A 26,247-nucleotide genomic window follows, 5' to 3' on the forward strand; every position below is an offset into this window, starting at 1 on the left:
CATGTTGTGGGGTCGGCGTGCAAGGGCAAGGTTAGGCTTGTCTTGCCTTGCGGTTAGCGTAGCGCCGATCGCGTTCAGCCTTTCGCATCGTCTCATCTTCAATGACCCGGGCTATACGTGCCTTTTCTGCACTCTCCCGCGCTTCGATTTCTGCGACTGCGACCGCCTCAATCGCTGCCTGGCGCTCCAAAGCGTCGGTCTCGATACGCTGTTGTTCCTCAAGCTTCGTGCGCTCGCGTTGTAGACGTCGCTCTTCTCGAGCTGTGGCAATGGCTGCTCGTTCTGCCTGTCTTGCCAGCCTGGAAGGTTCTAAAGCGGTCTTTGCCGCGCGGTACGCATTGAGCAGAGCAGCTTTGGCTTCGGTAGATGCGGCGCGACGGTCGGCGACGTCATTGTTTCGGGCGTTCTTCATGGATATCCTGATAATGAGTGGAAGAGAGATCATCGCGTTTTGGCGCGTTTTATGATGGAGCAGTGCCCTGCCCTCTTGGCGAGACGTGCCGCTGGCAGCCATCCGGTCTACGGGGTGTGAGCGCCGTATTCCGACACTACCGCAAAGTTGCTTTTGACAGAAAATAACATCTGGATGCCGGTGAGGCAGATCGTCGTCTGCGAGCCGGATCCACTTTGTTTTTCTGCTCTTGCAATCTCAATTGGTTCGGCTTGAAACCGAAACGAAAAAGGCCAGGCAAAACGCCTGACCTTAATGAAGCAGCTTCCGACAGTGCCAGTACATCCGTGGTCAAAGGGAAGCAAATCTTGATTTATGCGGCCTGCAGATTGGTAGCAGACATCTTGCCCGACTTGTTGTCGCGCTCGAGTTCGAAGCCGATCTTCTGGCCTTCAACGAGCTCGCGCATTCCGGCGCGCTCGACAGCGGAGATATGAACGAACGCATCAGCGCCGCCATTGTCAGGCTGGATGAAGCCGAAGCCTTTGGTGGAATTAAACCATTTTACTGTGCCAGTGGTCATGTTGAACCCTTTCAAAGCATAGAGTGTAGGACCGCGAAGCTGATGCTGCGCAGCGAGGAAACCGACTATTTTTGAAATGGAAGTTCGCTTAAAGCGCGGTGCCAATCGCGCGGTAGACAAAGCTCGGCAAGCAAAAGATCGATGGTTTATGTATAATGTACCGAAATCGTCGCGTCAACGATTAGTTTTCATATTATGTGTATTCGCCTTAAGGTTGTTCTTCCTGAGCGTCGCATGAGGCTGGTGCTTTGAATTACTCCGGATTTATAGACAGCTTATTCCACCTCGAGAAGAACGTTAGGCTGCACAACCTCAAATGGCGTCGGCAATCAATGTCATCCACACGCCGACTTCCACGGAATCCGCGCTCCAAGCTGGGTCGAGTAGGCATGGCGTTTTACGGCGCTTCGTGCGGTTGGTATTTCTTTCGCTGGGCCGCGATCGACATCACGCGATGGTGAGCATTGTGAAGATGAAGCAGGGTAGCTTGTCTCGATCCAGATCGTCGATCGCGCCTCGACGTGCGCGGTAATCAAGGAGGTGACGTATCGGCATGTTTTTGGCAAAATGATGCAAGGATTGCTGGCGGAGCTCTAACATTGGTGACTGTTCCTAATAATACGAACGCGATGACGTACGGAGTGAAACCATGAACAGGCAAGAGCCCAGGCTTTCCTGGTGGATCGCGCGTTGGGTTTTGCTCGCGCTCGCTATTCCCGGGGCGTCGCAATCCGCGCTGGCCGATGCACCAAGACTTGGTCCTTTCGAACTCCCAAAGCCGCGTGAACTGACCATTTTCAAGAACGACGAGAACTTCAGCCCCTTTGAGGCTCTGAACGGGTCTTACGCATCGGCAAGATCATGCTCCGCCGTCCCTCACGGTCTGTGGATCGAAGTCGACGGCAAGGGCGATTGCATTCGGTATTATCCGCAGGGGCTGGTAGATGGCCAAAACCAGACGGCCCTGGTTTATTTCGGTGGCGACGTGATGTTGCGCAATTCCAAAGGCGTGCGTTTCATATCAGATTCCTATCTGCGCCAGTCACCTGCCACGATAGCAGCAGAAATGGCGGATTGGGCGCTACAAGCCGGCTATCCCGCAATCTTCATTGCCCGCCCGGGCATATATGGTTCTTCTGGCGACCATAACAAACGTCGCCATCTGCGCGAAATTGCGCTGATGGATCGCGCGCTCGACCTGATCAGAGAAAGGCATAAGGTATCAACTTTCATCCTTGCGGGTCATTCCGCAGGCGGACAGATTGTTGCCGCCCTCATGAACCGGCGCAGGGACATCTCGGCAGCCGTTATCACCTCCGGTCTGGTTTCGGTAAAGCAGGTATCCGCCTTCTGGGAGCGGCGGCGGCGGGTTCCTGGCAAACTGCTTTACAATTCATCAGAATTTTACGATCCCGTTGATGAAATCGACCGTATTCCGGCCGATCATCGGCCAGAGATCTATATTCTGTCCGATCCGGAAGATCGTACCGTACCATTTTTCAGTCAGCTCTTTTATGTCAGGCGCCTGCGCGCCGCAGGCTTTGAGCCACACCACGTCTACGTTCAGGCGACGGACCGCCAACGCCATATTCTGGCATATCACGGTCGCCTCGCTGCTGCCCTGATCGCTCGAGGCAAGTCCCCGGTCGAAATCCGTCGTGCCGTGCATGAAATGGAACTTGAACAATTCAAATAGCGGTTCGCTTTGGCCGCGTGCAAACTGGCCTATGTGAGGGTGCTGCGGTCGGCGTTATTCTTCAACCATTCTACCAGTTCGTGCATTCCTGTGCTGTGCGAGCCCTTGAAAAGAACCGTGTCCCCGTCTACCAGACGCTCACGAAGAATTTCCTTCAGTGCCTGACGAGATTCGGCATAGAGACCACGCGAGGACGGCGAAAGCGCTTTCCAGAAGTCGCTATAAAGGTCACCCGTAACATACACCTCATCGATCGACCGGTCCTGTATAAAGGCTGCGAGCTCGGTATGGTAGGCGGCCCCGCCGGGGCCAAGTTCCGCCATCTCTCCCAAAACAGCAATCCGCCGCCCACCTATGTGATCACCCAGGCGGGCCAGAGCAGCGCGCATCGAACCCGGATTGGCGTTATAGGCATCATCGATCACGGTGAGCCGCCGTCCGTCAAGCAAGAGGTGAATTTCTTCACCGCGTCCCGGCAGAGCGGCGAAACTTTCCAGTTGGGCGATCGCTGGTTCGAGTGGGTGACCGAGTACGGAGATCGCTGCGAGAACGGCCAGGCCATTCAGCGCCATGTGAGACCCGGCCGCGCCGATCAAGAAGCTGACCTCCCGGTTCCTGATCCGCGCATGAGCGTGCCGGCTTGCCGCGTCATAGCGCAGAAGCTGGCACATGCATTCCTCCGAGGTGCCGTAGGTGACAATGTCAAGCTTTCGCCGAGAAGCCGCATCATGCACCGTGTCCCATTCAAGCATATCGCGGTTGAGGACAGCCGTGTCGCCCGGCTCCATGCCCAGAAATATTGCGCTTTTGGTCCGTGCGATGTCGGTAACCGTGCTTTTTTCGCCTAGGTGGGCAGGTAGAACATTGGTAAAAATAGCGACTTTCGGACGCGCCATACGGGCACTTATGGCCATTTTGCCGATGGCGAGTTCCAGCACCACATGTGGAGTCTCCCACGGGATGGAAGCAAGGTTCCACGCCACGCCGGCGGGCAGGTTCGCATTATGGTTGCTTTTGGCGACATTGCCCCAAGCCGAAAGCGCGTGGGCAAGCATGGCGACAACTGTCGTCTTACCGGCACTACCGGTCACGGCCAACACACTGCCAGTCATCCGGCTGCGCGCATAGTCGCCCATCGCCAGAACGGCTTGCATATTGTCCGCAACCTTCAGCACCGGCCCCTGCTGGCCACTGGCAAGATCCGGTTCTGTTGTCATGAAACCTGCCGGTTTTGCCCGATTGATCAGTGCATTCACCGGCACGCCTGTTGCGTCCTCATTGCCACGCAAGACGACCATGTCTGCAGGTTGCATCGCAGGTGCGTAGGTGCAAAGACCCTTTGCAGTCCAGCCGTGGGGCGGTTGACGAACCCAGGTGCCGCCCGTCGCGGCAGCGATATGCGCCGCATTCCACTGCCTGCCACCAGGAATGACCTTTGACTTCGATAATCTGGCGACACGGAGCCTGTCAGATGCGGCATGTTGGCGTACAAGTTCGCGGAAAGCTGCCCGCTCTCTAAGATAGCTGCGATAAGCAACGAGGCCGGAAAGGTAGTGTTCGACATCGTCTATCCGCACCCGGAACGCATGGTGACGGATGAAGAATGAGCCGGCGATACGGTCGGGCTTGCGATAATACATCGCCATTTCCGGCCAGAAATGGCCGTTAAGCAGATGGCGGGCGCGTTTCTCAAGCGCCCTTTCGAAATGCACCAAATCGATGTCACTCAGTAGGCCGTGCAATTTGGGTTCGGCAGCAATCCGCGACAGCGTCTGGCGTGCGGCCATCATCAATTCGAGCAATGTCGGGAAGGTGGTGATCCGGTTCTCCACGAAATCGAGATAGTCAGCGATGTTGCGGATGGCAAAACGGAAGTAGCGCTCCTCGGGCCTGTGACGCGTCAGTTCATTGACGCAATAGCCGAGCCAGTGATCGTGATGTTTCCAGTGATCGCAGGCGATGAAGTGATTGAATGCCCGCTCAACGGTTTCTAGCCACCTCTCATCGCCGGTCAGGTCGTAGAGTCGTATGAGACCGAAGGCTGCCTCGCCTTCGTAATAGATGGTGCGATATTTCTGTTTGATGGCAAGACCGGGAAAATGAAGGACATGCACGAAGGCGCCGGTCTGCGGATTCTGCATGTGGCGGATGCCGAGAGCGAGCTGGTCTGCAAGTCCCCTCCATTCTGTTTTACCGGTGGCCGCCATGTATTTCGTCAGGGCGAGTAGCGCAACGGCGTTGCCGCCAAGCTTGATTTCACCGTCGGCCTCAACGAGGAACGCAGCTTGCGTGCCATCGGGAAGGACGGTGGGCTTGATCAGCCTGGCCTCGAGAGCGACGAGCGCGCGTTCGATCGCATTTTTCAGCTGCGCGTCATGGGTGACTTCCCAGGCCTCGATCATGGCATAGGTCGTGCTCGCGTGCCGCAAGGCGTTATAGGCCTCTATGCGTCGGTCGAAACAGGCATGGTAACCGTAGACAAAGAATCCGTCTGCTTCGACCTGTCGTGCAAGATACCTAGAGGAGTCACGAATAAGTGACAGTACCACCCCGCCGTCCAGCCTGTCGATTGTCCGGCGTCCGGCTTCAATGCCCATTCCCTCAATTGCGTGGAGCCTATCGGCTTCATCGCAGAAGACACCTTTTGTCGAAAAGAGAAAGATCGCTTTGTCTTGCGAAAAGCTGAGAGCTGGCAGATCTTCATAGCGAGCGCGAGCATAAATGCTGAAATTCTTCTCGTTCAGCACGGCATTGGTGATGGTGTTGCCGCCATAGAGCATCGCATTTGCGTTCAGCTCCTGTTCCGTGAAGGCATGGCGGAATGCCGGATCCAGCGCGATGCCAAAGCGAAAATAGTTACGCTTCACTTTGCCGAGCAGTGCGCGCAGCTGAGGCCATGTCGTCTGTTCGGCAATCTCTACCCAATCGACACGGAGCCAACGCCCCTCAATGTTTTCGGAGGCCATGGCGGCGAACAGACTGGTTACTCCCTGCTGCCATGCCGACTCAAGCGATGGCCCTGACGCATTAATGACCCGGGCGCGCTTGTCACCATCGGATACCGAAAAGAACAACGTCACGGATGGCAGCGGCTCTGCCAGTGGGCGGACCCGGCCGCGCAGAAAGGTCCGAATACTCGAAAGCCGCTGTTTTATGTCCCGTGCTTTCCTTGCCAGGTCCACTCTTGCCTCAACGTTCACGCAATGCCTCCCGGGCCTTGTTGAAAGGCTTGACGAGATATTCCAGTACGGTCTTTTCACCCGTATGAATATCGACGTTCGCGACCATGCCCGGCACTATCGGAAACTCACGACCGGCGGCGTTGACCAGCGCGTCCTTCTCGGTCTTGATGAATACGCGATAGTAGTAAATCTCCCGGTCGACTTCATCCTGTATCGTGTCGGGCGAAATTGTCGTGACTTTGCCGTCGAGACTGCCATAGACGGCGTAGTCGTAAGCGCTGATCTTGACGCTCGCGCGCTGGCCCGGATGGATATAGGCGATGTCGCGTGGCGATATGCGTGCCTCGATGAGAAGCTCATCACCCAGCGGGATGATGTCCATGAGCTTGCCGTTGGGCGGGACAACACCGCCGATTGTCGACACCTCTATGTTCTTGACGATGCCGCGTACCGGTGAACGGTGTGTCAGGCGAGCAAGACTATCCGCCCGGCCGGTCACCACCGGGGAGAGCGAATTGACCTCCGCATTCGCCTTCGTCAGTTCCTCGCGCGCCTTCACGAGATATTCAGACTTGATCTCGACCTTCTTGAGTTCGAGTTCAACGATCTGCCTTCGTAGCCGGATGACCTCGACATTGCTGGCCGCCCCGATGGACCTCAGTTCTTCGTTGAGTTTCAGTTCACTTGCGACAAGCGAAAGGGATTCCTCGATCCAGCGCAGCGACTCCTCCAGCGCGTGCCGTCGCGCCGTGTAAAGTTCAGTCTCCGATCCAGTCAGTCCAGGATAAGCGTTCAGCGCCGCGGGGAAAGTCAGTGGCGTGCCATTGACTTCAGCTTCAAGCCGCGCCGCGGCAGCGAGCGTAGCACGATATTTTGCGGCGCTTTCCTCAACATCGGATTCGCTTCTTGTGGGATCAAGCTGCGCGAGAATCTGGCCGGGCTCGACCACCTGGTCCTCGCGCACATGAAGCGTTGCGACAATACCCCCCTCCAGTGATTGTATGACCTGTTCGCGGCTGGTGGGGATAACACGGCCATCGCCGGTTGAGACCTCATCGAGCGTTGCGAAATAGGCCCAGACGAGCATAGCCACCAGAAGAGCGACGAAAAGTTGCACGACGCGTGTGGACCGGGTGAGGTTTCGACCGTCATCGTCGCCGAATGCCCAACCGCCGCGCCTGGAGAAATCGCGTTCGCTGAATGCCGCCATTTACACCTCCTGTGTCGTCTTGAATGGAAAGCTGTTGGCCGCCGCTGCGGGCTTCGCTTCCGACATTTTTCGGCGCACGCCGTTCGGCGGCACAGTTTTTTTGACACCACGTAGGGTGTTGAGAACCTCCTCCTTGCTGCCATCGAGAACAATTTGCCCGCTCTCTACAACGACGATGCGCTGAACAAGTTCAAGAACGCGCATGCGGTGCGTTGCGACGACGACCGTTCGCTCCGCACTCCAGGATCGCAAGCGTTTTATGAACTCACGCTCGGTCGCTTCATCCATTGCTGCGGTGGGCTCATCGAGCAGGACGACGGATGGGTCACGAATGAGAAGGCGTGCCAATAGCAATGCCTGCTTCTGTCCGCCTGAGAGGCCTCTTCCACCTTCAAGGATCGGGTGGTCGAGACCACGAGGGAACTTTCGCACGAAATCATCCGCTCCCGTCATCGAAAGTGCCTCAAGAAGCAATGGTTCGGGTGCGTGCAATGCGCCTAGGGTGACGTTTTCACGGATCGTGCCGTGAAACAGGCGCATATCCTGCGTCAACAGCCCTACATTGCGACGGACATCGGAAGGGTCGATCTGTGAAAGTGCAAGGTCATCGATCAGCAATTCACCGGCTGCCGGTTCAACCATGCCCGCCATAGCAAGGAGAAGGGTCGATTTGCCCGCGCCGTTTTTGCCCAGAACGGCAACTTTTTCACCAGCGGCAATTGTCAGGTCACCGATGGCAAGCGCCGGCCGGCCTGTACCCTTACCGTAGTGAAAAGCAGCACCCTTGATCCTGTAGGCGCCACGCAGGGTGGAGACACTTACTCGTGTCTCGTTGTCGGGATGATCCGAAGGCATGCGCAGAATGGCATCGATGCTCTTCAACCCGACTTTAGCCTGCTGAAATCGACCGAGGATTTGTGTCAGTTGCGCCATGGGCGCCATCATGCGGGAGCCTAAAATGGAGCAGGCAACGAGGGAGCCCGTGGTCATGTTGCCTTCCATGACAATCGGCGCGCCGACGAAGACCACGGCGGCGAATGTTCCAGTTTGCACTGTATGGCTCCACGCGGCAAGACCATTGGTAATGGCGCGCAGGCGAAGCTGTCCGTCAGCAGACACGGCATTGTAATGGTTCCAGCGCTGCTGAAAGTGATCCTCAGCCTGTAGTGTCTTGATGTCCTCTATGCCCTGAACGGCTTCGACGAGCATGGCATTGCGCAGTGAGGATTCCCGCATTGCCTCACTGGCGGCAGCACGCAGCCTGCGCTGTGCCAACAGGCCCGGCAAGATTAGAAGCAACAGTGCCGCAACCGGGATGATCACAATCGGTCCGCCAATCAGCCAGAAGATGAAGAGGAACAGGATGAAGAATGGAAGGTCGGCAATTGCTGACACTGTGGTGGAGGTCAAAAGTTCGCGCACCTGCTCCAGGTCGCGCAACTGGGCAATGAACGTGCCAGTTGAGGTGGGCCGTTCCTGGTTCTTTACCCGGAGCGCATGACCGAAAACCAGATCGGAGATTCGCATGTCTGTGCGCTTGCCGATGATGTCGATGATGCGGGTGCGAAGACGGCGCATGATAAAGTCGAAGAACACGGCCATCAGCACACCGATGAACAAGACATAAAGCGTGTTGAAGGACTTGGCCGGCACCACCCGGTCATAAACCTGCATTGAGAACATCACGCCGGCCAGTGCCAGAATGTTGGCAACAAGTGATGCCAGCATGACATGACCATAGGAGCCGAAGTCGCGAAATGCGATCGAACGGAACCAATGTTCCCGGTAAGGGGCAATGTAACCGTCGACCCGCTCATCGACGGTTCCGCGTTGCGGCCGCGCCAGAATGATGAATTCGGTCTGCGACAGCAGAACGTCTAGCGGCAAGACCGTTGCAACGCTGCCTTCTCCGCTCAGCACGATGGACGCGTCCTTCCTCGCAGAAAGACCCGTTACGACGCCCACGGCACCGTCCGAGAGCTTTACGATAACCGGTAATCGCCAGCTGCTGAGTAGGCGCGGTGTCGGGGCTGCCTGTTTTATCTGCAGGCCCATTTTGCTTGCCAGGCGCGCAAGCCAATCATATGTCTCGATCGCCTGAAGTCCTTCGGCGAGTTGTTGTGCCCCGCCGGGCGAGAACGGCACACCATAATGACGTGCCACATATTGGAGGGCCTCGCTCCAGCTCGCAAAATCAGTGCCGGCAGCATTAGGATCAGGCCATTGTTCCGTCGTCATGTCGGAAAGGGGCATGGATATTCCTTTGTGACGACATGAGGGCATTGATGCCCCCATGCCGGCCTTGGATCGTTCAGACTACAGTCGACTGCGTGGGGTTCAGTTCATCCTCGGCCACCAGGTGCCCGAATGGATCGACAGGCAGTTCCACCGGCTCGGGCATCTCGAATATATCCGTCCGCTCTTCTGTTGAACTCAGATCGGCGTCACCGTCCTCAGGTTCGCTGAGGGCAGCCAGATCATCGAGCGGTACCGTCAGTTCCTCCGTATCGTCCTCAATCAGTTGAGAGAGCCGGTCGTCATTGTCCGAATTTGATGCGGGCGGGTCGTCGCTTGCCGTAACGTCGATGGTATCAAGACCGGATATGTCTTCGGCTACGAACATCATGGCCTGATCCGGCACGCCCGCGCCGGAGGGATCCACGGTCACGACCAGCGAGGATTGCTCAGCCACTCCTGAAGGATGGATCAGCTGATATTCAAACGTGTCGGTTTGCGGCGTATTGAAATGCGCGAGATCCGGGTTCAGCGCGTAGCTGTAGCTGCCATCCGCATTGATGGTCAGTGTACCATATTCGCCATCGATCGTTCTGGCATCCGTCACATCAACGAAGCTCGTTCCGTCAAATATTTGGAACTTCGTGAAAGTGGAGCCCAGATCGTCATTGGCAAGCAGGTTGCCGCTATCACCGGTCGCAGTCCCGACTTCATATTGGTCCGTATATGTCACATCGATATCAGTCGTTATGGTCGCCGAGACGTTTACCAACGTGCCACTCAAAGTGGAGCGGACACGGTACGTGCCGGCAGCCAGATCAAGTTCAGAGAGGTCGATCGATGCCACGGTGCCGAGACCTCCAACAATGATGTTGAAGGAATCGGTTGCTACCTGCTGCCAGCTGCCTGGTGTCGTTTCTCGTTCGAGATGGAGCGCCCCATTCGACAGCGCAGCAAGCAAGACGGAAACGCTAATGCTGCCAGAGACCTCCATACTATCAGTAATGACGAAGCTGCTGCTGATATATGTGCTCGTCTGCCCCAGGCCCCCTGAGAGCAATGTGGAACCGGTGGTGGTATAGAAATTGTCGTCCGTGACATTGTCCCAAACGACCGAAGCGTTTGCGCTATCGCCCGTCGCGGCAAATTCGAACGTCGCTGGAAGGCTCGGGTCGGTGTCACTCCAGGTCATAGTCACATCGTCGCTGCCAATCTGGACATAAAGGGTGGCAGTGCCAATATTGCCGTCTGCATCCACTACCGTGTATTCGAACCTGTCGACCTTGCCGATTCCCGCTCCATTCGCGAACGGCGTGTAGGTATAGGTGCCGTCGGCTAGGATCAGAAGCTCGCCGAAATCGCCTTGTACAGTAGTCCCATCCTGATCAACAGTCTGGCCGTCGACGCTTTGAACTGTTGTTCCGGCCGGTACGTCATCATTATCGATGACGTTGCCGCTCACCTCGACAGCTTCATAACCTCCAACTTCAGTAAAATTATAGTCGGTGCCATCAAGGGTTAATGTGCCACCAACTCCTACGCCGAGCAGGCCCGTAAATCCCATGAATGCGCGGTACTCTCCCGGATCAAGTCCCGGTACGGTGCCGCTTGTTCCGCCAAAAAGTGACAGTGATAGGATCGTGGCAGGTCCTCCACCGTCAATGCTTGTCCATTGCTGCGTTGCGGCGTCCCACTTTTGCACGACAAGACTATAGTCGCCGAGAACGCCAGCCCCGAGTATTCCACTGAAATCGAAATTGAGATCCTGTTTGTGACCGGTCTCCACGTCAAATTCGACTGTATCTGCAAATAGCTGAAGATCGAGACCTGCAAGGCTGACGACAGCGAGGTAGGTGTCACTTCCAAGCGGAACATTTTCCGTCACTGTCGGCAAGAGATTCACTTCAGCTGAGGCCACGTCGTCCGTGGGCTCGAGATCTGCGTCGGCATCTGCATCCGCATCCGCGTCGGCGTCAGCGTCGGCATCCGCATCGGCGTCCGCATCGGCATCGGCGTCAGCGTCGGCATCCGCATCGGCATCCGCATCAGCATCAGCATCAGCATCAGCATCGGCGTCAGCGTCGGCGTCCGCATCCGCGTCCGCATCGGCATCCGCGTCGGCATCAGCATCCGCATCAGCATCAGCATCGGCGTCAGCGTCAGCGTCGGCATCAGCATCCGCATCGGCGTCAGCGTCGGCATCCGCATCAGCATCAGCGTCGGCATCGGCGTCAGCGTCAGCATCCGCATCCGCGTCGGCGTCGGCGTCCGCATCGGCATCTGCATCCGCATCGGCATCCGCATCGGCATCGGCATCCGCGTCGGCATCTGCGTCGGCGTCAGCATCCGCGTCGGCATCCGCATCTGCGTCGGCGTCGGCGTCCGCATCCGCGTCGGCATCAGCATCCGCGTCAGCATCGGCGTCGGCATCAGCGTCCGCGTCGGCATCTGCATCGGCGTCCGCATCCGCGTCCGCATCCGCGTCGGCATCCGCATCGGCATCCGCATCGGCATCCGCGTCGGCATCGGCGTCGGCATCAGCGTCCGCGTCGGCATCTGCATCGGCGTCCGCATCCGCGTCAGCGTCAGCGTCAGCGTCGGCATCCGCATCGGCATCCGCATCCGCATCGGCATCCGCGTCGGCGTCGGCGTCGGCGTCGGCATCAGCATCGGCGTCGGCGTCGGCGTCGGCATCCGCGTCAGCGTCGGCGTCCGCATCGGCGTCGGCATCTGCGTCAGCGTCGGCATCCGCGTCCGCATCGGCATCTGCATCTGCATCAGCATCGGCGTCAGCGTCGGCATCCGCATCGGCATCCGCATCCGCATCGGCATCCGCGTCGGCATCGGCATCGGCATCGGCATCGGCATCGGCATCGGCATCGGCGTCGGCATCTGCGTCAGCATCCGCGTCAGCATCTGCGTCAGCATCCGCGTCCGCATCGGCATCTGCATCTGCATCTGCATCTGCATCAGCATCGGCGTCAGCGTCGGCATCCGCATCGGCGTCCGCGTCAGCATCCGCATCCGCATCTGCGTCGGCGTCAGCATCCGCGTCGGCGTCGGCGTCGGCATCAGCGTCCGCGTCGGCATCCGCATCTGCGTCGGCGTCAGCATCCGCGTCGGCGTCGGCGTCGGCATCAGCGTCCGCGTCGGCATCTGCATCTGCATCGGCATCCGCGTCAGCGTCGGCATCCGCATCGGCATCCGCATCCGCGTCAGCATCGGCATCGGCATCGGCATCGGCGTCGGCATCAGCGTCCGCGTCGGCATCTGCATCGGCGTCCGCATCCGCGTCAGCGTCAGCGTCGGCATCCGCATCCGCATCGGCATCCGCATCGGCATCCGCATCCGCGTCGGCATCGGCGTCGGCATCTGCATCGGCGTCCGCATCCGCGTCAGCGTCAGCGTCGGCATCCGCATCGGCATCCGCGTCGGCGTCGGCGTCGGCATCGGCGTCGGCATCCGCGTCAGCATCGGCGTCGGCATCCGCGTCGGCGTCCGCGTCGGCATCGGCGTCAGCGTCGGCATCGGCATCCGCGTCGGCATCGGCGTCAGCGTCGGCATCCGCATCGGCGTCAGCGTCGGCATCCGCATCCGCGTCGGCATCCGCATCGGCATCCGCGTCGGCATCAGCGTCCGCGTCGGCATCGGCGTCGGCATCTGCATCGGCATCCGCATCCGCGTCGGCGTCAGCGTCGGAATCCGCATCGGCATCCGCATCGGCGTCAGCATCTGCGTCGGCATCAGCATCGGCGTCAGCATCTGCATCCGCATCAGCGTCAGCGTCGGCATCCGCATCGGCATCCGCGTCAGCATCCGCATCGGCATCGGCATCCGCGTCAGCATCCGCATCGGCGTCGGCATCCGCGTCAGCGTCCGCATCTGCGTCGGCGTCAGCGTCAGCATCACCGTCATCGCTGGACGATCCTCCAAGAGCGAGGGCTCCCCCGCCAGCCAGCAGGCCCAGAGCGACAAGACCGAGGACGGAGCCGTCACTTGTAGCGGCGCCAACCAGTTGATCTACGCCCTCTATTTGTGAAAAACGAAAGTCAGCCAAGCCGTCGCTATGCTCACCCAGCCAGAGGTTGCCATTTTCATCCTCCAGCACCAGCTCGCTGTGCTCACCATCCATCTCGCGGAAAAAGTGTCCGATGCGGATGGTCTCGCCGGAACGCATCCGAAGAAGGAGATCGTCACCGTCGCGCACGAAGTCGGAGACCTCATTTTTATCCGCGCGAATCCGCACGATGCTCGGTTTTTCGATATCAAGTTTATCGAGCGACACGGTCTGAGAACCACCGGCGGCCTTGTCGGTAACGATCGCAACCATGAAACTGTCCTCCTGCAACGCGGTAACATCGGCGACAGAAATTCCTGCCGCCCGTGACATCAGGCAACATGTAAGAAACTGGATTTTCGCAAGCGACGACCGCTGAGAAGCAAGCAGCCCCAAAATCAACGGATCGGTTTATCTAAACGTCGGAAATAGTCTTCCGATCGCCTCTCCCACCCTCATAATTGCATAAAAAATGGACTCTGCAAGAAAAAAACAACCGGGAAGAGCATTAGGAAATTCTTTTGTAACGGTAATTCCGAGATCTAATATATGTTTTCCCCTCTTATATATGAGGGTGGCAACAGTGCGAAGTCATGGTCGATTTCTCTTCGGGACGGCTTGCATTATCATCGGTCGGCAATCACGTGTGAGACCAATTCTATTTTTGGTCAACACCCGTTATGGTCGTATCTTGCGGCGATCCGACCTTCCCCGTGATACTGTTTAATCAAGCCTAGGCGCGAACCAGGAGAGAAACTTTGCGTTTAAAAAATTGATTAAAATCAAATATATGTCGCTTAAGGGCCGGCCGTTGCTACCGTCCGCTAAAGGGAAATGCCCTGGACGGTTTGGCCTTCCAGCGAGAAGGCTTCCCGCATTCGTCCACTATTGAACGTGCAGTCGATGTTCAACCTGTGCAGGTCATACTTGATGTTGCTGATATCGAACCTGGCGGCATGGAGTTCCTGGTCGGCGTTGAGCAGATCAAGCAGTGTTCGCGTCCCGAGTTCAACATATTGTGTTCGATAGAGATCACGCGTCTGTCGCATCGTTGACTGACGCGTCGAGAGCGAGCGGCGCAGACTTTCTTTACTTGAAATCTGACTACTGGCTTCCGTCAGGTTCCTCAAGATATCAACCAACGCGCGCGCTTCTGCAGCCTGTGATGCTCCAAGCGCCTGGACGGCCATGTTGCGTCTAGCGCTCGTCGCACCGCCATTGTAGAGGCTGCCCGTAACCTTTAGCCCGACACTGTAGTCGGGATCAAATGAGCTGAGTTCCGTCACGTCGACACCAATTCCAGCGTCGAGCGACAGTGTCGGCAACCCTTCGGCTTTCGCAAGAGCAATCTGCGCGGTCGCCGCTTCGCGATCTGCCGCTGCCTGCATGACTGCCGGCACGCGCGACCAGTCCGGATTTGTGGAACTGCAGGACTTAGACAGCCATGCCGGCAGTGTGTCCGATACATCGACGGGTCCGTCGATACCGCTTAAATTCGCGAGGATCGCTTCCCAGCGCGATAATTGCCCCTCGATCTCCAACAATGTGGCTTCGGCGGCCTGAACACGCGCTTCGGCTTGCAGCAGATCTGAACGCGTGCTTGCGCCCTTGTCGGTGCGCGACTTCACCAGGTCCAAGATCGCTTTCACATCCTTTATCTGGTCACGCGCAACACTTCCCAATGAGCGATTGCGCTGTATTTCGATCACTGAATACGCCGTTTCGCGCGCCAGATCGTCCACAGCCATCATAACCTGCGACTTCCGGCCCGCAATTCCCGCAGTGGCGATTTTGACCCGGTTGTCCACTTTACCGAAATCATAAAGCATCTGCGAGACATTGAAGTTCAAATCTGGACTGTAGCGATCCGATCTATTGGTGCTATAGGAAGAGTCGAGTCCCCAACTCATATTGGGAAGATAACCGGCACGAGCTTCATTGACCGACTCGGTCTGCTGACGAAGCCGACCTATGGTTTCCGTGACAGCGGGATGCCAATCGACTGCCTTTCTCACAGCAGTTTCGATTGACAAGGGGCCCTTGTGTTCGGTTCGTTCGCGTTTCGCCGACCTGACGGGTTCCGATTTCGTCCCGATCACGCCCGGAAGATCCGCGTTACCAAGGTGCATGTCTTTGCCGGAAGCTTCAGGATTCCCGGGGCCCGCTTGTCGGATGTTGGCGCTGGAGCGATTTGCACAGCCAGCTGTCAATATACCCGCGGCGATGACGCAAACAAACGCTGGAAGCCAACTAAATCGCATTTAACGTTCCACCTTCTGACGGGAAGAATGAGCAACCTGCCAGTACGAGGAACGAGACCATGGCTTTGATTTACCGATATAAAACCGGCTTTGGAGATAGAACTAGGCAAACATGGTTAACGATTGGTTAATCAGGTCAAGTGAATAATAACCATGTATATCGCTTAAGGCATGATCCAGGGGCGATTGTTCAACCGGTTCTCTATGCTGCTGTTACCTGATCATCTGCTTTGGGGGGGCGCAATAGTGATGCAAACCTGCGACTAAATTTAATGTTTATTACAATTGCACACGCAGGTGCGTGCTACTAATATTTGGCGTCGCAAGATAGGTTGTTGATGCAATTACCGGTTTGACCGACCTCGTAGCCCGCTACGGATGTGAAGCTACATGAAGGCGCATCACGACACAGCGATCCAATCTGCGACCCTGACCTGATACCGATGAGTCCGGTTTTGCCAGCATGATTTCCCATCCTGAAGTCAGGATTGATCAGTTGGACCAATTTCGAGGGCGGAGAGCGATCGTGGTCTCGACCGCTTTGTACTGGCATTCGATTTGCGTGCGTTCGCATGATAGGTCATCGAGTGTGGGAGTAACGCTCGTTTCTAGGCTATGTTGGCCTCGTGTCGGTCTGCAGAGAGCGTCCTCTGGGTCCCCCACGTTGAAATTGGATGGCGGGTTGTCCGCAAAGTATTGGGGCGATTTCTTGCGACCATGCCGTCTGAACGCCCCGGCACGCAAGTTACGAAGCTGCATCCTCGAGGGTGCTCGCGCAATGGCACGCGGTATCGTCAAACTGAATCCTATGTTACGTTGAGGCGTCACAGGAAAAAAGCAGAGATTCTATTTGCCTAACTCAAACTCATCCTGTGACTTGATCGCCTTCGATTAGAAAGCCCAACGGAGCGTGTGATAGATTCCATCCGCAGCCGTAGCAAAACCTCCTGAAAGTCGCAAAACTTGTTCCCACGACGAGGTCCAAATTGCCATGAACGGAAATATACCTAAGCGCGCCACAGATAGCGTGAAGTGCACTGACGGTCGCAGTTCGACATGGACTCGCAGGATGGTCTATTTCTTTTGATTGCCAGCAAAAGCGGCCGTCAAGCCAAGACCGATATACACGAAACCACTGACCCAGCGTTCAGCCTTTAGGTACACGGGACTGCGCTTCAGCCACTTGCCGGCCGTGCCGGCGGCAAGTGCGTAAGAGCTGTCCGTCAGAACGCCAATCGCTGTGTAAACAAGCCCGAGAAAAGCGATCTGCATAGCCACATGGCCACGATTGACCTCAACGAACTGCGGCAAGAAAGCCAGAAAGAATAGTGCGGTCTTCGGATTGAGGAGATTAACGATAAAGCCCTCACGAAAAAGGCGCATGCGGCTCCGTGCGGGTAAATCGCCCTCGACGCCGGGAATATCCGAGGGGCCAAAAAGCTTTTTGAGGCCAAGCCAGATCAGATAGGCCGCGCCGGCATACTTTACGACGCTGAAGGCGAGCGCGGATGATGCCAGGAGCGCCGACAACCCGACAGCAGCGGCGGCGACATGCACAAGCGTGGCCGTATGGATGCCAAGGATTGAAACGAGCCCCGCAGAGCGACCCTGCTCGACCGAGCGCGCGAAGATGTAGAGAACTGCCGGTCCCGGCACAAGAGGCAGCACCAGTGTAGCGCAGACGAACAGGCTGAGATTTGTTGCGCTGGGAATTGCCAAATCCATAGTTATTTTGGCCCGTTTTTTATTGCGCTACCAATAGCATGCGGCGGCCTCAGACACGAGGTCATCCTCTTTTTTGCCTTTGATGTTCGAGTCGACAAGAACGGCATCCAGATGTCAGGCATCGGAACGGACGTCTCAGTCTCAGTATCGTAGAAAAACCGGCCGCTGCGGCCGGCTCATTTTGGCGATATCTGCCTGACATTGCTCAATTCAGGGAGAAGCGGCCCGGTCGGAAGGTTGCGAGCATGGGATGTTCGGTGCCTGTCGCAACCTCGAACGCGAGCAGCTCGCCCACGATGAGGCCGAGTGTAGCGCCGCTGTGGCTGAAGGCCACGTAGTAACCGGAAATACTCTTGATGGCTCCAATCACCGGCTCGCCATCGCCGGGGATCGGTTTGCCACCAACGCCGATGGAAGCCACCTCGAGTTTCGGATTGCCTTCCATCACCCGCGCAGCCTCAACCAAAAGCTCTGAAACCACGCTGTCGTCGATATCATAGCTGCCGTCTGCGCGCACTGTCACACCCTCGTCGGCCGCCCAGTCGGCATCCAGGGAGAATGTGCTGTCCGGCGCCGGGCGAACGGCGACGCGCGGTGTATTGAGAACAGCGCGCAGGGGATGGGCGAGCGGCCTCGTCTGCACGAGAAGGGCGATCGGTGTCCCGTCGGCAATGGTCTGTCCGCTTTCCGCAGCCATCTTCGGGACGGCAGGACCGGTGGCAAGCACGACGGCATTCGCCCGATGGAGAACAGCATTTGCAGTTTGCGCGCCAATGACACGACCACCCTCGATCACCACCCGTGCGGCACCCTGGTCCGTTACCAGAACGCCACCGAGTGCGAAAAACTCCTCAAGCAGCACACCAATCAGCGTCGGCAAATCGACCCAGCCTTCGCCGGGATTGAAGATTGCACCCTGTGGAGTGATTGCGACGGCGTCGACACCGGGCACGACGCGGGCGACTTCGGCTGCTGAAAGGCGCTGCGCATCATAGGCAAGCGAAACTTCGTGGCGATAGGCCGCGTCGATCTCGTTGCGCTCGTCATCCGCGTCCCAGGTCAACCCGCCATCAAAGCGAAGCCATTCTGCGCCGGGATTCTGCGCCGCGAGTGTGCGATACCGGTCGATGCCGGCCATACGCAGCCGATGATAGGGCTCGGAGCGCATGCGTGCCGAGTTCAGCCAGGACAGCGAGCGGCCGGAGGCACCATTGGCCGGCGGGCCGTCATTGAGGATCGTCACCTTAATGCCGCGCCGCGCAAGCTGTACGCCAGTGGAAACGCCGAAGATACCGGCGCCGATGATGACGGCCGAAGAGATGGTGTTGTCGGTCATGGAATTGGCTTTCAATCAATTGTCATACGGATGGGGATAAGGCATCGGGGACCTCCCAGCGACCGCTGGCTGCGGAGCGGAACAGCGCGTCAATCGCCGTCATATTCGCGATTGCGTCGCCAAGCCCCGTCTCGAGTGGCCCGCCGGAGAGAACAGCCTCGGCGAATGCATCGGCCTGTTCGCGATACTGGTCGACAGGCCCGATCGCGATCTCCTCGCGGCCGCCGCCGGCAAGATCGCGACCATCATCAAAGACAAGGATGGTCGGCTCATCAGCTGGTGCATTGAAGGGAATGGGGATTTCCAGACGCCCGCGCGTTCCAAGCACCGTGACCTTCTGCGTGAGGGAGAGTTGTGTGGAACAGGTGAAGGCAAGCTGCCTTCCCTCTGGAAACGCCAGCAGCCCGCTCGTCAGCCGGTCCGTGCCGAAGACGGGATCCCGCTCCATGAGGGCGATCGCCCTTACCGGTTCCGCGTCGAACAGGAGCCGCGCCGTGTTGATGGCGTAACAACCAACGTCGAACAGACCGCCGCCGCCAATATCAGCCTGGTTGCGTACATTCCCGGGGTCGTCGAGATAATAGGAAAAGATCGTCTGGATGGCCCTCACCTCGCCGAGGCGCCCCTCGACAATCAACGCGCGCGCCTTTTTCCATTGCGGATGGTGGCGCACCATGAAGGCTTCCGCGACCGGCAGGCCCGCCGCCTTTTGTGCCGCTGCCAGTTCCCTCGCCTGCTCGGCATCAAGCGCGATCGGTTTCTCGCAGAGTACGGGTTTGCCCTGCACCAGTGCCTTTATCGTCAGTGGCACGTGCAGATGATTGGGCAAAGGGTTGTAGATTGCGTCTATTTCCGGATCGGCAAGCAGTTCCTCGTAGCTGCCATAGGACTTGGCGATGCCGAAGCGGGCCGCCATCTCCTTCGCCTTCGCGGCATCGCGCGAGGCGATTGCCGCAACGCGCCCCAGGCGGCTGGACTGGATGGCGGGAATGACCGCCTTGGCAGCAATGCCTGCGCAACCGAGCACACCCCATCGTATCGTTTGTGTCATTGGTTTCTCCTCCCGGCGCTCAGAGCACTTCCGCAAGGAAGCGCTGGAGACGCGGGCTTTGCGGGTTGTCGAATATTGCCTCTGGCGTGCCGGCTTCAACGACGCGCCCCTCGTCCATGAAGACGACCTGATCGGCGACCCGGCGAGCAAATCCCATTTCGTGCGTGACGACGACCATGGTCATGCCACGCGTGCCGAGCTCGGCCATGAGGTTGAGCACGCCCTTGACCAATTCCGGATCGAGCGCACTCGTCACCTCGTCGAAGAGGATAACCTCCGGTTCCATGGCAAGCGCACGGGCAATGGCAACGCGCTGCTGCTGTCCGCCGGAAAGACCGCCCGGACGGTGGTGCTGGCGGCTCGCAAGGCCGACATCGGCAAGCCTTGCCTTGGCGATGCGCTCGGCCCCGGCTGCGGGCAGGCCCTTGATCTTCGTAAGCGACAGCATGACGTTTTCCAGCGCCGTGTGGTCGGGAAAGAGGTTAAAATGCTGGAATACCATGCCGACCCGGCGGCGCAGCGTTTCCGGCTTCATTGCGAGAATGCTTTCGCCATCGATAAGAATATCGCCGCTCTTCGGCTCGACCAGACGGTTGAGCCCACGCAGCAAAGTCGATTTTCCGGATCCGGACGGGCCGATGATGCAGGTGACGCTGCCTGGCTTGACTAAAAGATCGACACCCCTCAGCACATCAAGATCGCCATAGGCCATACCGAGACGGCGCACATCAAGGCTGCCGCCCTTGAACGAGACGCCAGTCGCGCGAGCTGCACTGTCGAGTTCACTGACTTCCTCCAGTCCGCTGGTGATGACGGAGGGGCGCTGCTTGCCAACCCGCAGACGATTGTCGATCGCATTGACGACATGGGTAAGCGGCACGGTAACGACGAGATAAAATACGCCTGCCAGCAGGAGCGGTGACAGATTGCCGGTCACCACCGCCTGGTCCTGTCCCACGCGAAAGATCTCACGCTCTGAGGCCAGAAGCCCGAGGAAATAGACCAGGCTCGAATCCTTGACGTTGCCGATGAACTGGTTGACGAGGGCCGGCAGAACGCGGCGCACGCCTTGCGGCACGACGATAAGGCGCATGCCCTGGCCATAGCTCATCGACAATGCCCGGCAGGCCTCCATCTGCCCACGGTCGACGCTCTGGATACCAGAGCGGAAAATCTCGCCGATATAGGCACCGGCAATCAGGCTGAGTGCCAGAATGCCGAGCGGATAAGGCGATGGACCGAAGAGCTCGCGGCCAATGCGGGCAAAACCCTGGCCAATGAGGAGAATTGTGACGATGGCCGGCAGGCCACGGAAAATATCGGTATAAAGACGAGCGGGAATGCGCAGCCAGGGCGAGCGGGAAATGCCCATGATCGCGAGCATCATGCCGATGGCGACGCCAAGCACAGTCGAGGTCGCAGCCAGGATCAGCGTGTTCTTGAGACCAACGGTGATCATGGTCGGCAGCACTTCGGCCATGGCATTCCAGTCGAGGAAGCTACGGCGCAGGTTTTCAAGCCAGTTCATCAGGATATCCCTTGAAAGAAAGGCCGGTCCGACCGGTAGGGGCCGGACCGGAAGGTGGCATCACTGCTTGGGAAGATATGCCTGCGGCATCGGCGTGCCGGGGAACCATTTTTCGTGCAGCTTTTTCCAGGTGCCGTCCTGCATGGCCTCTTTCAGGCCCTTGTTAAGCGCCTCGCGCAATGCATCGTTACCCTTTCGGATGACGAAGCCGGCGGGCGCGTCGAAGCTCGGAATATTGACTGCGACTTTTAGCGCCGGATAACGGGCGGAATAGTCCTTTGCAGCCTCGAAATCGAGGAAATGTGCATCGACCGTCCCGTTGTTGAGTGCGGAAACGGCTGAATTGTTGTCCGGGAACTTCACGAGATCGGTGCCGGCAAAATTCTTCTCGGCATAGATTTCCTGAAGTGTACCCTGCACCACACCGAGACGCTTGCCTTTGAGACCCGCTGCATCGGTGATGCCTGGCTCCGAAGTGAGGACGCTCAAGAAACCTGCAAGATAACCATCAGAGAAATCAATGGTCTCCTTGCGCTTGGCAGTCGTGCCGATCGCAGCGGCCGCAACATCGAAGCGGCCGTTGGCGACAGAGGGCATCAGGGCCGAGAATTCCTGGCCGGTGAACACCACCTGTTCCTTCTTGAACCCAAGACGTTCGGCTACGTTGAGGAACAACTCTATGTCGAAACCGGTAAAGTTGCCGTCGGCGGTGGTGAAGGCATAAGGCTTGGCATCGCCCATCGTGCCGACACTGATGGTGGCGGGATCGATGAGGCCAAGCGGATTGTCGGCAAGTGCGGGCGTCGCCGCGCCTGCAAGGACACTGAGTGTGATCGCGGCCGTGGTCGAGCGAATTTTTGCGAAGGCGGATGTTAAGGCTTGGGTAAATTGCATTGTTTTCTTCTCCTCTGGTGTCGTTGTCTGCGATAAATTCAAGGCGCACGGGTCCCACCCGGTCGGCGGCATGACGTCACCTACCCGGCCCACGCAGTTCGCATGTCGGAAGTCTTTTTATATTTGAGACCGGTCTCAACTAGAAAGAGACCGGTCTCTTTGGATATTGGCAATTGTTATCTTCGCATTTGCCAGTCGTCAAGTTCTCTTGTAAGGCTACCGCTTATGGACAAGATCCCACCTAAAACTCCTTCCGTGACAGTCGCTGACGTCGCACGCCAAGCCGGCGTCTCAAAGGCAACGGCTGCACGCGTACTGGGTGGCTACGGAACCGTCAGCGACCGGGTGAGAGAGGCGGTCCTGGCAGCGGCTCAGTCCCTCGATTATCGCCCCAATGAGCTTGCTCGCAGCATGACGACAGGTCGTTCAGGCACCATCGGCGTCGTGGTGGGAGATATTGAAAACCCCTTTTTCAGCCTCGCCGTGCGAGGCATCACGGATATTGCCCGGCAGGCAGGCTTCACCGTCATCCTCATTAACTCGGGTGAAGACGTCGTTGCGGAAAGAGCGGCCATCCGCACTCTGCTTGCCAAGCGTGTCGACGGTCTCATCGTCTCGCCGGCCAAGGAAAACGATGTCGAGCATCTGCATGAGGTTATTCGCTCGGGGCTGCCGCTCGCGTTGCTCGATCGTGGAAGCGACACGCTCGATGTCGACACCGTTATTGCCGACGACCGGCATGCCGCCGAGAATATTACACGCCGGCTGATTGCGCTCGGCCACCGCCGCATCGCCTATTTAACCGCCTGCGACACGCCGGATCATCGGTTCCGCAGTGCAGACGACATCAGTACCGGTTCGGTCAGGCGACGCATCGAAGGGTATCTTGGTGCGTGCTGTGAGGCTGGTCTGACCAACATGGAAAGCTGGGTACAGGTCGGTGCCGTCACGCAGCAAGAGACGCATCGCATCGTTACCGAAATGCTCCAGTCGGCGCAGCGTCCGACGGCAATCATTGCATCGGACAGTATAATCGGCCTGGAGGTGTTCAAGGTTCACCGTCAACTGGGGCTTAGCATCCCGGATGACCTGTCGCTGGTATCGTTCCATGATGCGGATTGGACGTCTGTAACAACGCCTCCCGTGACCGTCGTGCGCCAACCCGTCTACGATCTCGGTGCGACGGCGGCCAGGTTGCTGGTCGACCGGCTAAATGGCAAAGGTCAGACGGTCCGCAAGGTCGTTCTGAAAACCGAAATCGTTGAACGTGCCTCCATGCGGGAAGCACTTTGACTCGGTAGACGGTGTTGAAAAGCTGCTTTGAGCCCTCCGTCGTTTTGTGACGGCCCCTCGCCGATCGATCCGCTGTCACTATTATCGCCAACGTAAAAACGGCGCTGGTCGTCGGTCAGACAAAATCCGATAGATCGGCTCGCAGCCGGCCCTTTTAGTATGGCCGAGTGGTTGCCTCTTGAGATCGAATGTCGTTCGATTCGCCATGGGGTAGATTTTTTGCAGTGAAAATCTCGTTTCGACCGACGCTGATGACCTTGATTGCCGAGCAAAAATGCAGTCGCCCCGCAGGGTCAGGATGTCCGAAATATTCTATAAGTATCTGATTATAATTTATAAAATGGCCGCCTCTATTCCCCTGTCAACCACGGACGTCAATATCCGGTTAACCGTAAATAACTGGACGGCGAAACAGAATCATGTTGTACCTTTGGCGGACGATGGTCGGCAAACCGGCGAATGCCCGCCAAGAGGAAAATATGGCGATAGCAAAACACGCAGAAATGACGAGCGGTCAGAAGGAAGACGCGGGCGCCAAGATCATGCGCCATGCGGGTCTTCTGTCTCAGCAGTTGCAGGACCTTCGCACCCGCATGTATCCTCCGAAGTCGGAGAAAAGCCTGCGACCGTTCCTCACCAACGAAGTCTCCAAGCTGACCTCAATACCCGATTCTACGCTGAAACTCATGTCGAGCGAAGGCCGTGGACCGATCCCTGGCCGGCTGGAAAATAACCATCGTGTCTATACGCTTGCTCAGATCAATGAATTGCGCGAGCTATTTGCCGCCCAGAAGCCTTCTGAAGCGCTGAGATTTTCTCCTCGCCGACGCGAGGGCGAGCATCTCCAGGTCGTTGCGATCGCCAACTTCAAGGGCGGCAGTGCCAAGACCACGACCTGCGTCCATCTTGCGCATTATCTCGCGCTGCAGGGCTACCGCGTACTTGCTCTTGATCTCGATCCGCAGGCATCACTTTCTGCACTGTTCGGCGCGCAACCTGAGTTTGACGTTGGTGCCAACGAAACGATCTACGCTGCTCTTCGCTACGACGACGCCGAGCGCCGGCCAATCCGCGATATCATCCGCAAGACCTATTTCGACGGGATTGATCTGATACCCGGCAACCTCGAAGTGATGGAATATGAGCATGAAACGCCGCGGGTTCTGGCGCAGAAATCGGGCTCGGGAGCGATCTTCTTCGAACGGTTGAAGCTTGCTCTTGCCGAGGTTGATCAGGACTACGACGTCGTCATTCTCGATACTCCGCCGTCTCTCGGGTTTCTGACGCTGAGTGCGATTTATGCTGCGACCAGCATGATTATCACTGTACACCCGGCGATGCTCGATGTCGCATCCATGAGCCAGTTTCTCCTTATGATGGGAGATCTGATAAGCGTGCTCAATGAGAGCGGAGCACAGCTTGATCAGGATTTCATCCGCTATCTCATTACCCGCCATGATCCCAACGACGCACCACAGTCTCAGGTCGTTGCGCTGATGCGCCATCTCTTCGGAACGGATGTGCTTCTTCCGACGCTGATTGAAAGCACTGCTGTCGAGGCAGCAGGACTTGCAAAGCGCTCGATTTACGAACTCGAAATGGGCCAGATCGGCCGTGACACGCATAAACGCGCACGCGAGGCGGTTGATGCCGTCAACGAAGCGGTCGTGAAACTCATCAACACCAGCTGGGGACGCACATGACCAACAAGTCATCGCGTAAATCCATCGTTGCAAATTTTGGCCTGCTGTCGGCGGAACTTGAAAACCGGCTGGCGACCGATGCTCCTGCCTCCCCGCAGCAACCTGCACCAACTGCACGTGTCGGTGCCGGCGTGATCGGTGCGGCGCACAGGGCGATCGACGACATCAAATCGGAACGCGATCGCCTCAAGGCGCTTATTGAATCGGGTGGTGGTGCCATCAGAGAGCTCGACCCGTCAAAGGTCGATCCCTCTCCCTTTCCCGATCGTCTTCCAGATGACGATGCGTCGGATTTCGAGTCTTTCAGGAACTCGATAAAGTCCGAGGGGCAAAAGGTCCCGATCCAGGTCCGCAAGTCACCAGCATCGCCCGATCGCTATCAGGTGATCTACGGCCATCGACGGCTCCAGGCAGCGCGCGATCTTGGAATTCCGGTCAAGGCGATCGAAGTCGAGATTTCCGACGTCGAGCTTGTCATTGCGCAGGGTATTGAAAATGCCGATCGCCAGGATCTGACCTGGATCGAGCGCACCCTGTTTGCCCGCCGTATGGATGATGCCGATGTGAAGCCTCGTGATATCAAGGCTGCATTGTCTATCGACGATCCCGAGCTTGCACGAATGCGAGCGGTTTATCGCGCAATTCCGCTCGATATCGTCGAGACAATTGGTCGGGCAGCCAAGGTCGGTCGTCCAAGGTGGGTGGAGTTTGCAAAGGCGTTCTCCGAACAGCCTGACCTGCATGATGAAGTGCGCAGGGTGCTTTCGGCCGCTACGCAAAGCCGGCTTGGATCCGATCAAAAGTTTCTGGCCGCCTTTAACGCCCTGAAACCTGCCGCACCGTCGAAGGCCGGCAAGATGATTGCCGGCGCCGCAGGCGAACCACTTGGCAGCTTTTCGCGCACGAACAAGGATATCCGTATTTCGGCGGATACACCGGCCGGAGCAGAATTCCTGCGTTTCATCGAAGCGCAGCTGCCATCACTGGCTGAGCGGTTCACGCGCGAAAGATCAAAGATTTGAACTGAAGCCGAGAAACAGACTTCGGAACCATTTTAAGTAAGGAAAACGCGCAAAAGAAAAAGGCCCCCGAAACGTTGCCG

At 57.7% G+C, this 26,247-nt stretch carries 16 protein-coding genes; 4 read left to right on the forward strand and 12 right to left on the reverse strand.

Annotation, left to right across the window (positions count from 1 at the left end; translation table 11 throughout):
- Window positions 1-31: 31 nt before the first annotated feature.
- Together FB593_RS22035 and FB593_RS22040 are read right to left on the reverse strand one after the other, a co-directional pair.
- On the reverse strand, window positions 32-412 hold the full coding sequence (locus FB593_RS22035) for a DUF6481 family protein (protein WP_003519316.1): 381 nt from the start codon (window positions 410-412) through the stop codon (window positions 32-34).
- Window positions 413-764: 352 nt separating this feature from the next.
- Window positions 765-974, reverse strand: a complete 210-nt coding sequence (locus tag FB593_RS22040) for a cold-shock protein (RefSeq protein WP_003519318.1) — start codon at window positions 972-974, stop codon at window positions 765-767.
- Window positions 975-1,623: 649 nt separating this feature from the next.
- Here FB593_RS22040 and FB593_RS22045 point away from each other — a divergent pair.
- Window positions 1,624-2,670, forward strand: a complete 1,047-nt coding sequence (locus FB593_RS22045) for an alpha/beta hydrolase family protein (protein ID WP_145166970.1) — start codon at window positions 1,624-1,626, stop codon at window positions 2,668-2,670.
- Window positions 2,671-2,699: 29 nt separating this feature from the next.
- Here the strand turns inward: FB593_RS22045 and FB593_RS22050 are convergent, their stop codons facing one another.
- The 10 genes from FB593_RS22050 to FB593_RS22095 all read right to left on the reverse strand — a co-directional run bounded on the left by FB593_RS22050 (window position 2,700) and on the right by FB593_RS22095 (window position 22,149).
- Window positions 2,700-5,636 (reverse strand): Mur ligase family protein, encoded by a 2,937-nt coding sequence (locus FB593_RS22050; protein WP_145166971.1) that lies wholly within the window; start codon window positions 5,634-5,636, stop codon window positions 2,700-2,702.
- A 223-nt stretch (window positions 5,637-5,859) separates the two neighbouring features.
- Window positions 5,860-7,062: an HlyD family efflux transporter periplasmic adaptor subunit gene (locus FB593_RS22055; RefSeq protein ID WP_065687693.1), complete on the reverse strand. Its 1,203-nt coding sequence runs from the start codon at window positions 7,060-7,062 to the stop codon at window positions 5,860-5,862.
- Complete coding sequence (locus FB593_RS22060; RefSeq protein WP_145166972.1) at window positions 7,063-9,315, reverse strand: type I secretion system permease/ATPase; 2,253 nt, start codon at window positions 9,313-9,315, stop codon at window positions 7,063-7,065.
- A 58-nt stretch (window positions 9,316-9,373) separates the two neighbouring features.
- Window positions 9,374-13,627 carry a BapA/Bap/LapF family large adhesin gene (locus FB593_RS22065; RefSeq protein ID WP_186447952.1) on the reverse strand — a complete coding sequence of 1,418 codons (4,254 nt, stop codon included), beginning with the start codon at window positions 13,625-13,627 and terminating at the stop codon, window positions 9,374-9,376.
- A 551-nt stretch (window positions 13,628-14,178) separates the two neighbouring features.
- Complete coding sequence (locus FB593_RS22070; RefSeq protein WP_236759207.1) at window positions 14,179-15,387, reverse strand: TolC family outer membrane protein; 1,209 nt, start codon at window positions 15,385-15,387, stop codon at window positions 14,179-14,181.
- Between the two features lie 1,302 nt (window positions 15,388-16,689).
- Window positions 16,690-17,340 carry a LysE family translocator gene (locus FB593_RS22075; protein ID WP_145166974.1) on the reverse strand — a complete coding sequence of 217 codons (651 nt, stop codon included), beginning with the start codon at window positions 17,338-17,340 and terminating at the stop codon, window positions 16,690-16,692.
- A gap of 205 nt (window positions 17,341-17,545) precedes the next feature.
- On the reverse strand, window positions 17,546-18,676 hold the full coding sequence (locus FB593_RS22080; protein ID WP_145166975.1) for an NAD(P)/FAD-dependent oxidoreductase: 1,131 nt from the start codon (window positions 18,674-18,676) through the stop codon (window positions 17,546-17,548).
- A 22-nt stretch (window positions 18,677-18,698) separates the two neighbouring features.
- Window positions 18,699-19,727 (reverse strand): Gfo/Idh/MocA family protein, encoded by a 1,029-nt coding sequence (locus FB593_RS22085; protein WP_060641935.1) that lies wholly within the window; start codon window positions 19,725-19,727, stop codon window positions 18,699-18,701.
- A gap of 19 nt (window positions 19,728-19,746) precedes the next feature.
- Window positions 19,747-21,255: an amino acid ABC transporter permease/ATP-binding protein gene (locus FB593_RS22090; RefSeq protein ID WP_145166976.1), complete on the reverse strand. Its 1,509-nt coding sequence runs from the start codon at window positions 21,253-21,255 to the stop codon at window positions 19,747-19,749.
- 60 nt (window positions 21,256-21,315) lie between these two features.
- On the reverse strand, window positions 21,316-22,149 hold the full coding sequence (locus tag FB593_RS22095; protein WP_065658948.1) for an ABC transporter substrate-binding protein: 834 nt from the start codon (window positions 22,147-22,149) through the stop codon (window positions 21,316-21,318).
- A gap of 225 nt (window positions 22,150-22,374) precedes the next feature.
- Between FB593_RS22095 and FB593_RS22100 the strand changes: the two genes are divergently transcribed.
- From FB593_RS22100 to repB, 3 genes are all read left to right on the forward strand, one after another.
- Window positions 22,375-23,442: a LacI family DNA-binding transcriptional regulator gene (locus FB593_RS22100; protein WP_111803220.1), complete on the forward strand. Its 1,068-nt coding sequence runs from the start codon at window positions 22,375-22,377 to the stop codon at window positions 23,440-23,442.
- Between the two features lie 419 nt (window positions 23,443-23,861).
- Window positions 23,862-25,145, forward strand: coding sequence for a plasmid partitioning protein RepA (gene repA / locus FB593_RS22105; protein WP_003518687.1), 1,284 nt, complete (start codon window positions 23,862-23,864; stop codon window positions 25,143-25,145).
- Complete coding sequence (gene repB / locus FB593_RS22110; RefSeq protein ID WP_145166977.1) at window positions 25,142-26,167, forward strand: plasmid partitioning protein RepB; 1,026 nt, start codon at window positions 25,142-25,144, stop codon at window positions 26,165-26,167. The genes repA and repB overlap by 4 nt, the downstream gene beginning before the upstream one ends.
- The last annotated feature ends 80 nt before the right edge of the window (window positions 26,168-26,247 follow it).

The organism is Rhizobium sp. SJZ105, assembly GCF_007828365.1.
Classification (GTDB): Bacteria; Pseudomonadota; Alphaproteobacteria; order Rhizobiales; family Rhizobiaceae; genus Agrobacterium; species Agrobacterium tumefaciens.

Excerpts from the sequence above, each read along its gene's own strand:
- FB593_RS22040 (WP_003519318.1), bottom strand. The coding sequence starts at position 974 with ATGACCACTGGCACAGTAAAATGGTTTAATTCCACCAAAGGCTTCGGC.
- FB593_RS22095 (WP_065658948.1), bottom strand. The coding sequence starts at position 22,149 with ATGCAATTTACCCAAGCCTTAACATCCGCCTTCGCAAAAATTCGCTCG.
- FB593_RS22060 (WP_145166972.1), bottom strand. The coding sequence starts at position 9,315 with ATGCCCCTTTCCGACATGACGACGGAACAATGGCCTGATCCTAATGCT.
- FB593_RS22090 (WP_145166976.1), bottom strand. The coding sequence starts at position 21,255 with ATGAACTGGCTTGAAAACCTGCGCCGTAGCTTCCTCGACTGGAATGCC.
- FB593_RS22100 (WP_111803220.1), top strand. The coding sequence starts at position 22,375 with ATGGACAAGATCCCACCTAAAACTCCTTCCGTGACAGTCGCTGACGTC.
- FB593_RS22055 (WP_065687693.1), bottom strand. The coding sequence starts at position 7,062 with ATGGCGGCATTCAGCGAACGCGATTTCTCCAGGCGCGGCGGTTGGGCA.
- FB593_RS22085 (WP_060641935.1), bottom strand. The coding sequence starts at position 19,727 with ATGACACAAACGATACGATGGGGTGTGCTCGGTTGCGCAGGCATTGCT.
- FB593_RS22080 (WP_145166975.1), bottom strand. The coding sequence starts at position 18,676 with ATGACCGACAACACCATCTCTTCGGCCGTCATCATCGGCGCCGGTATC.
- FB593_RS22045 (WP_145166970.1), top strand. The coding sequence starts at position 1,624 with ATGAACAGGCAAGAGCCCAGGCTTTCCTGGTGGATCGCGCGTTGGGTT.
- FB593_RS22050 (WP_145166971.1), bottom strand. The coding sequence starts at position 5,636 with ATGGCCTCCGAAAACATTGAGGGGCGTTGGCTCCGTGTCGATTGGGTA.
- repB (WP_145166977.1), top strand. The coding sequence starts at position 25,142 with ATGACCAACAAGTCATCGCGTAAATCCATCGTTGCAAATTTTGGCCTG.
- FB593_RS22075 (WP_145166974.1), bottom strand. The coding sequence starts at position 17,340 with ATGGATTTGGCAATTCCCAGCGCAACAAATCTCAGCCTGTTCGTCTGC.
- repA (WP_003518687.1), top strand. The coding sequence starts at position 23,862 with ATGTTGTACCTTTGGCGGACGATGGTCGGCAAACCGGCGAATGCCCGC.
- FB593_RS22035 (WP_003519316.1), bottom strand. The coding sequence starts at position 412 with ATGAAGAACGCCCGAAACAATGACGTCGCCGACCGTCGCGCCGCATCT.
- FB593_RS22065 (WP_186447952.1), bottom strand. The coding sequence starts at position 13,627 with ATGGTTGCGATCGTTACCGACAAGGCCGCCGGTGGTTCTCAGACCGTG.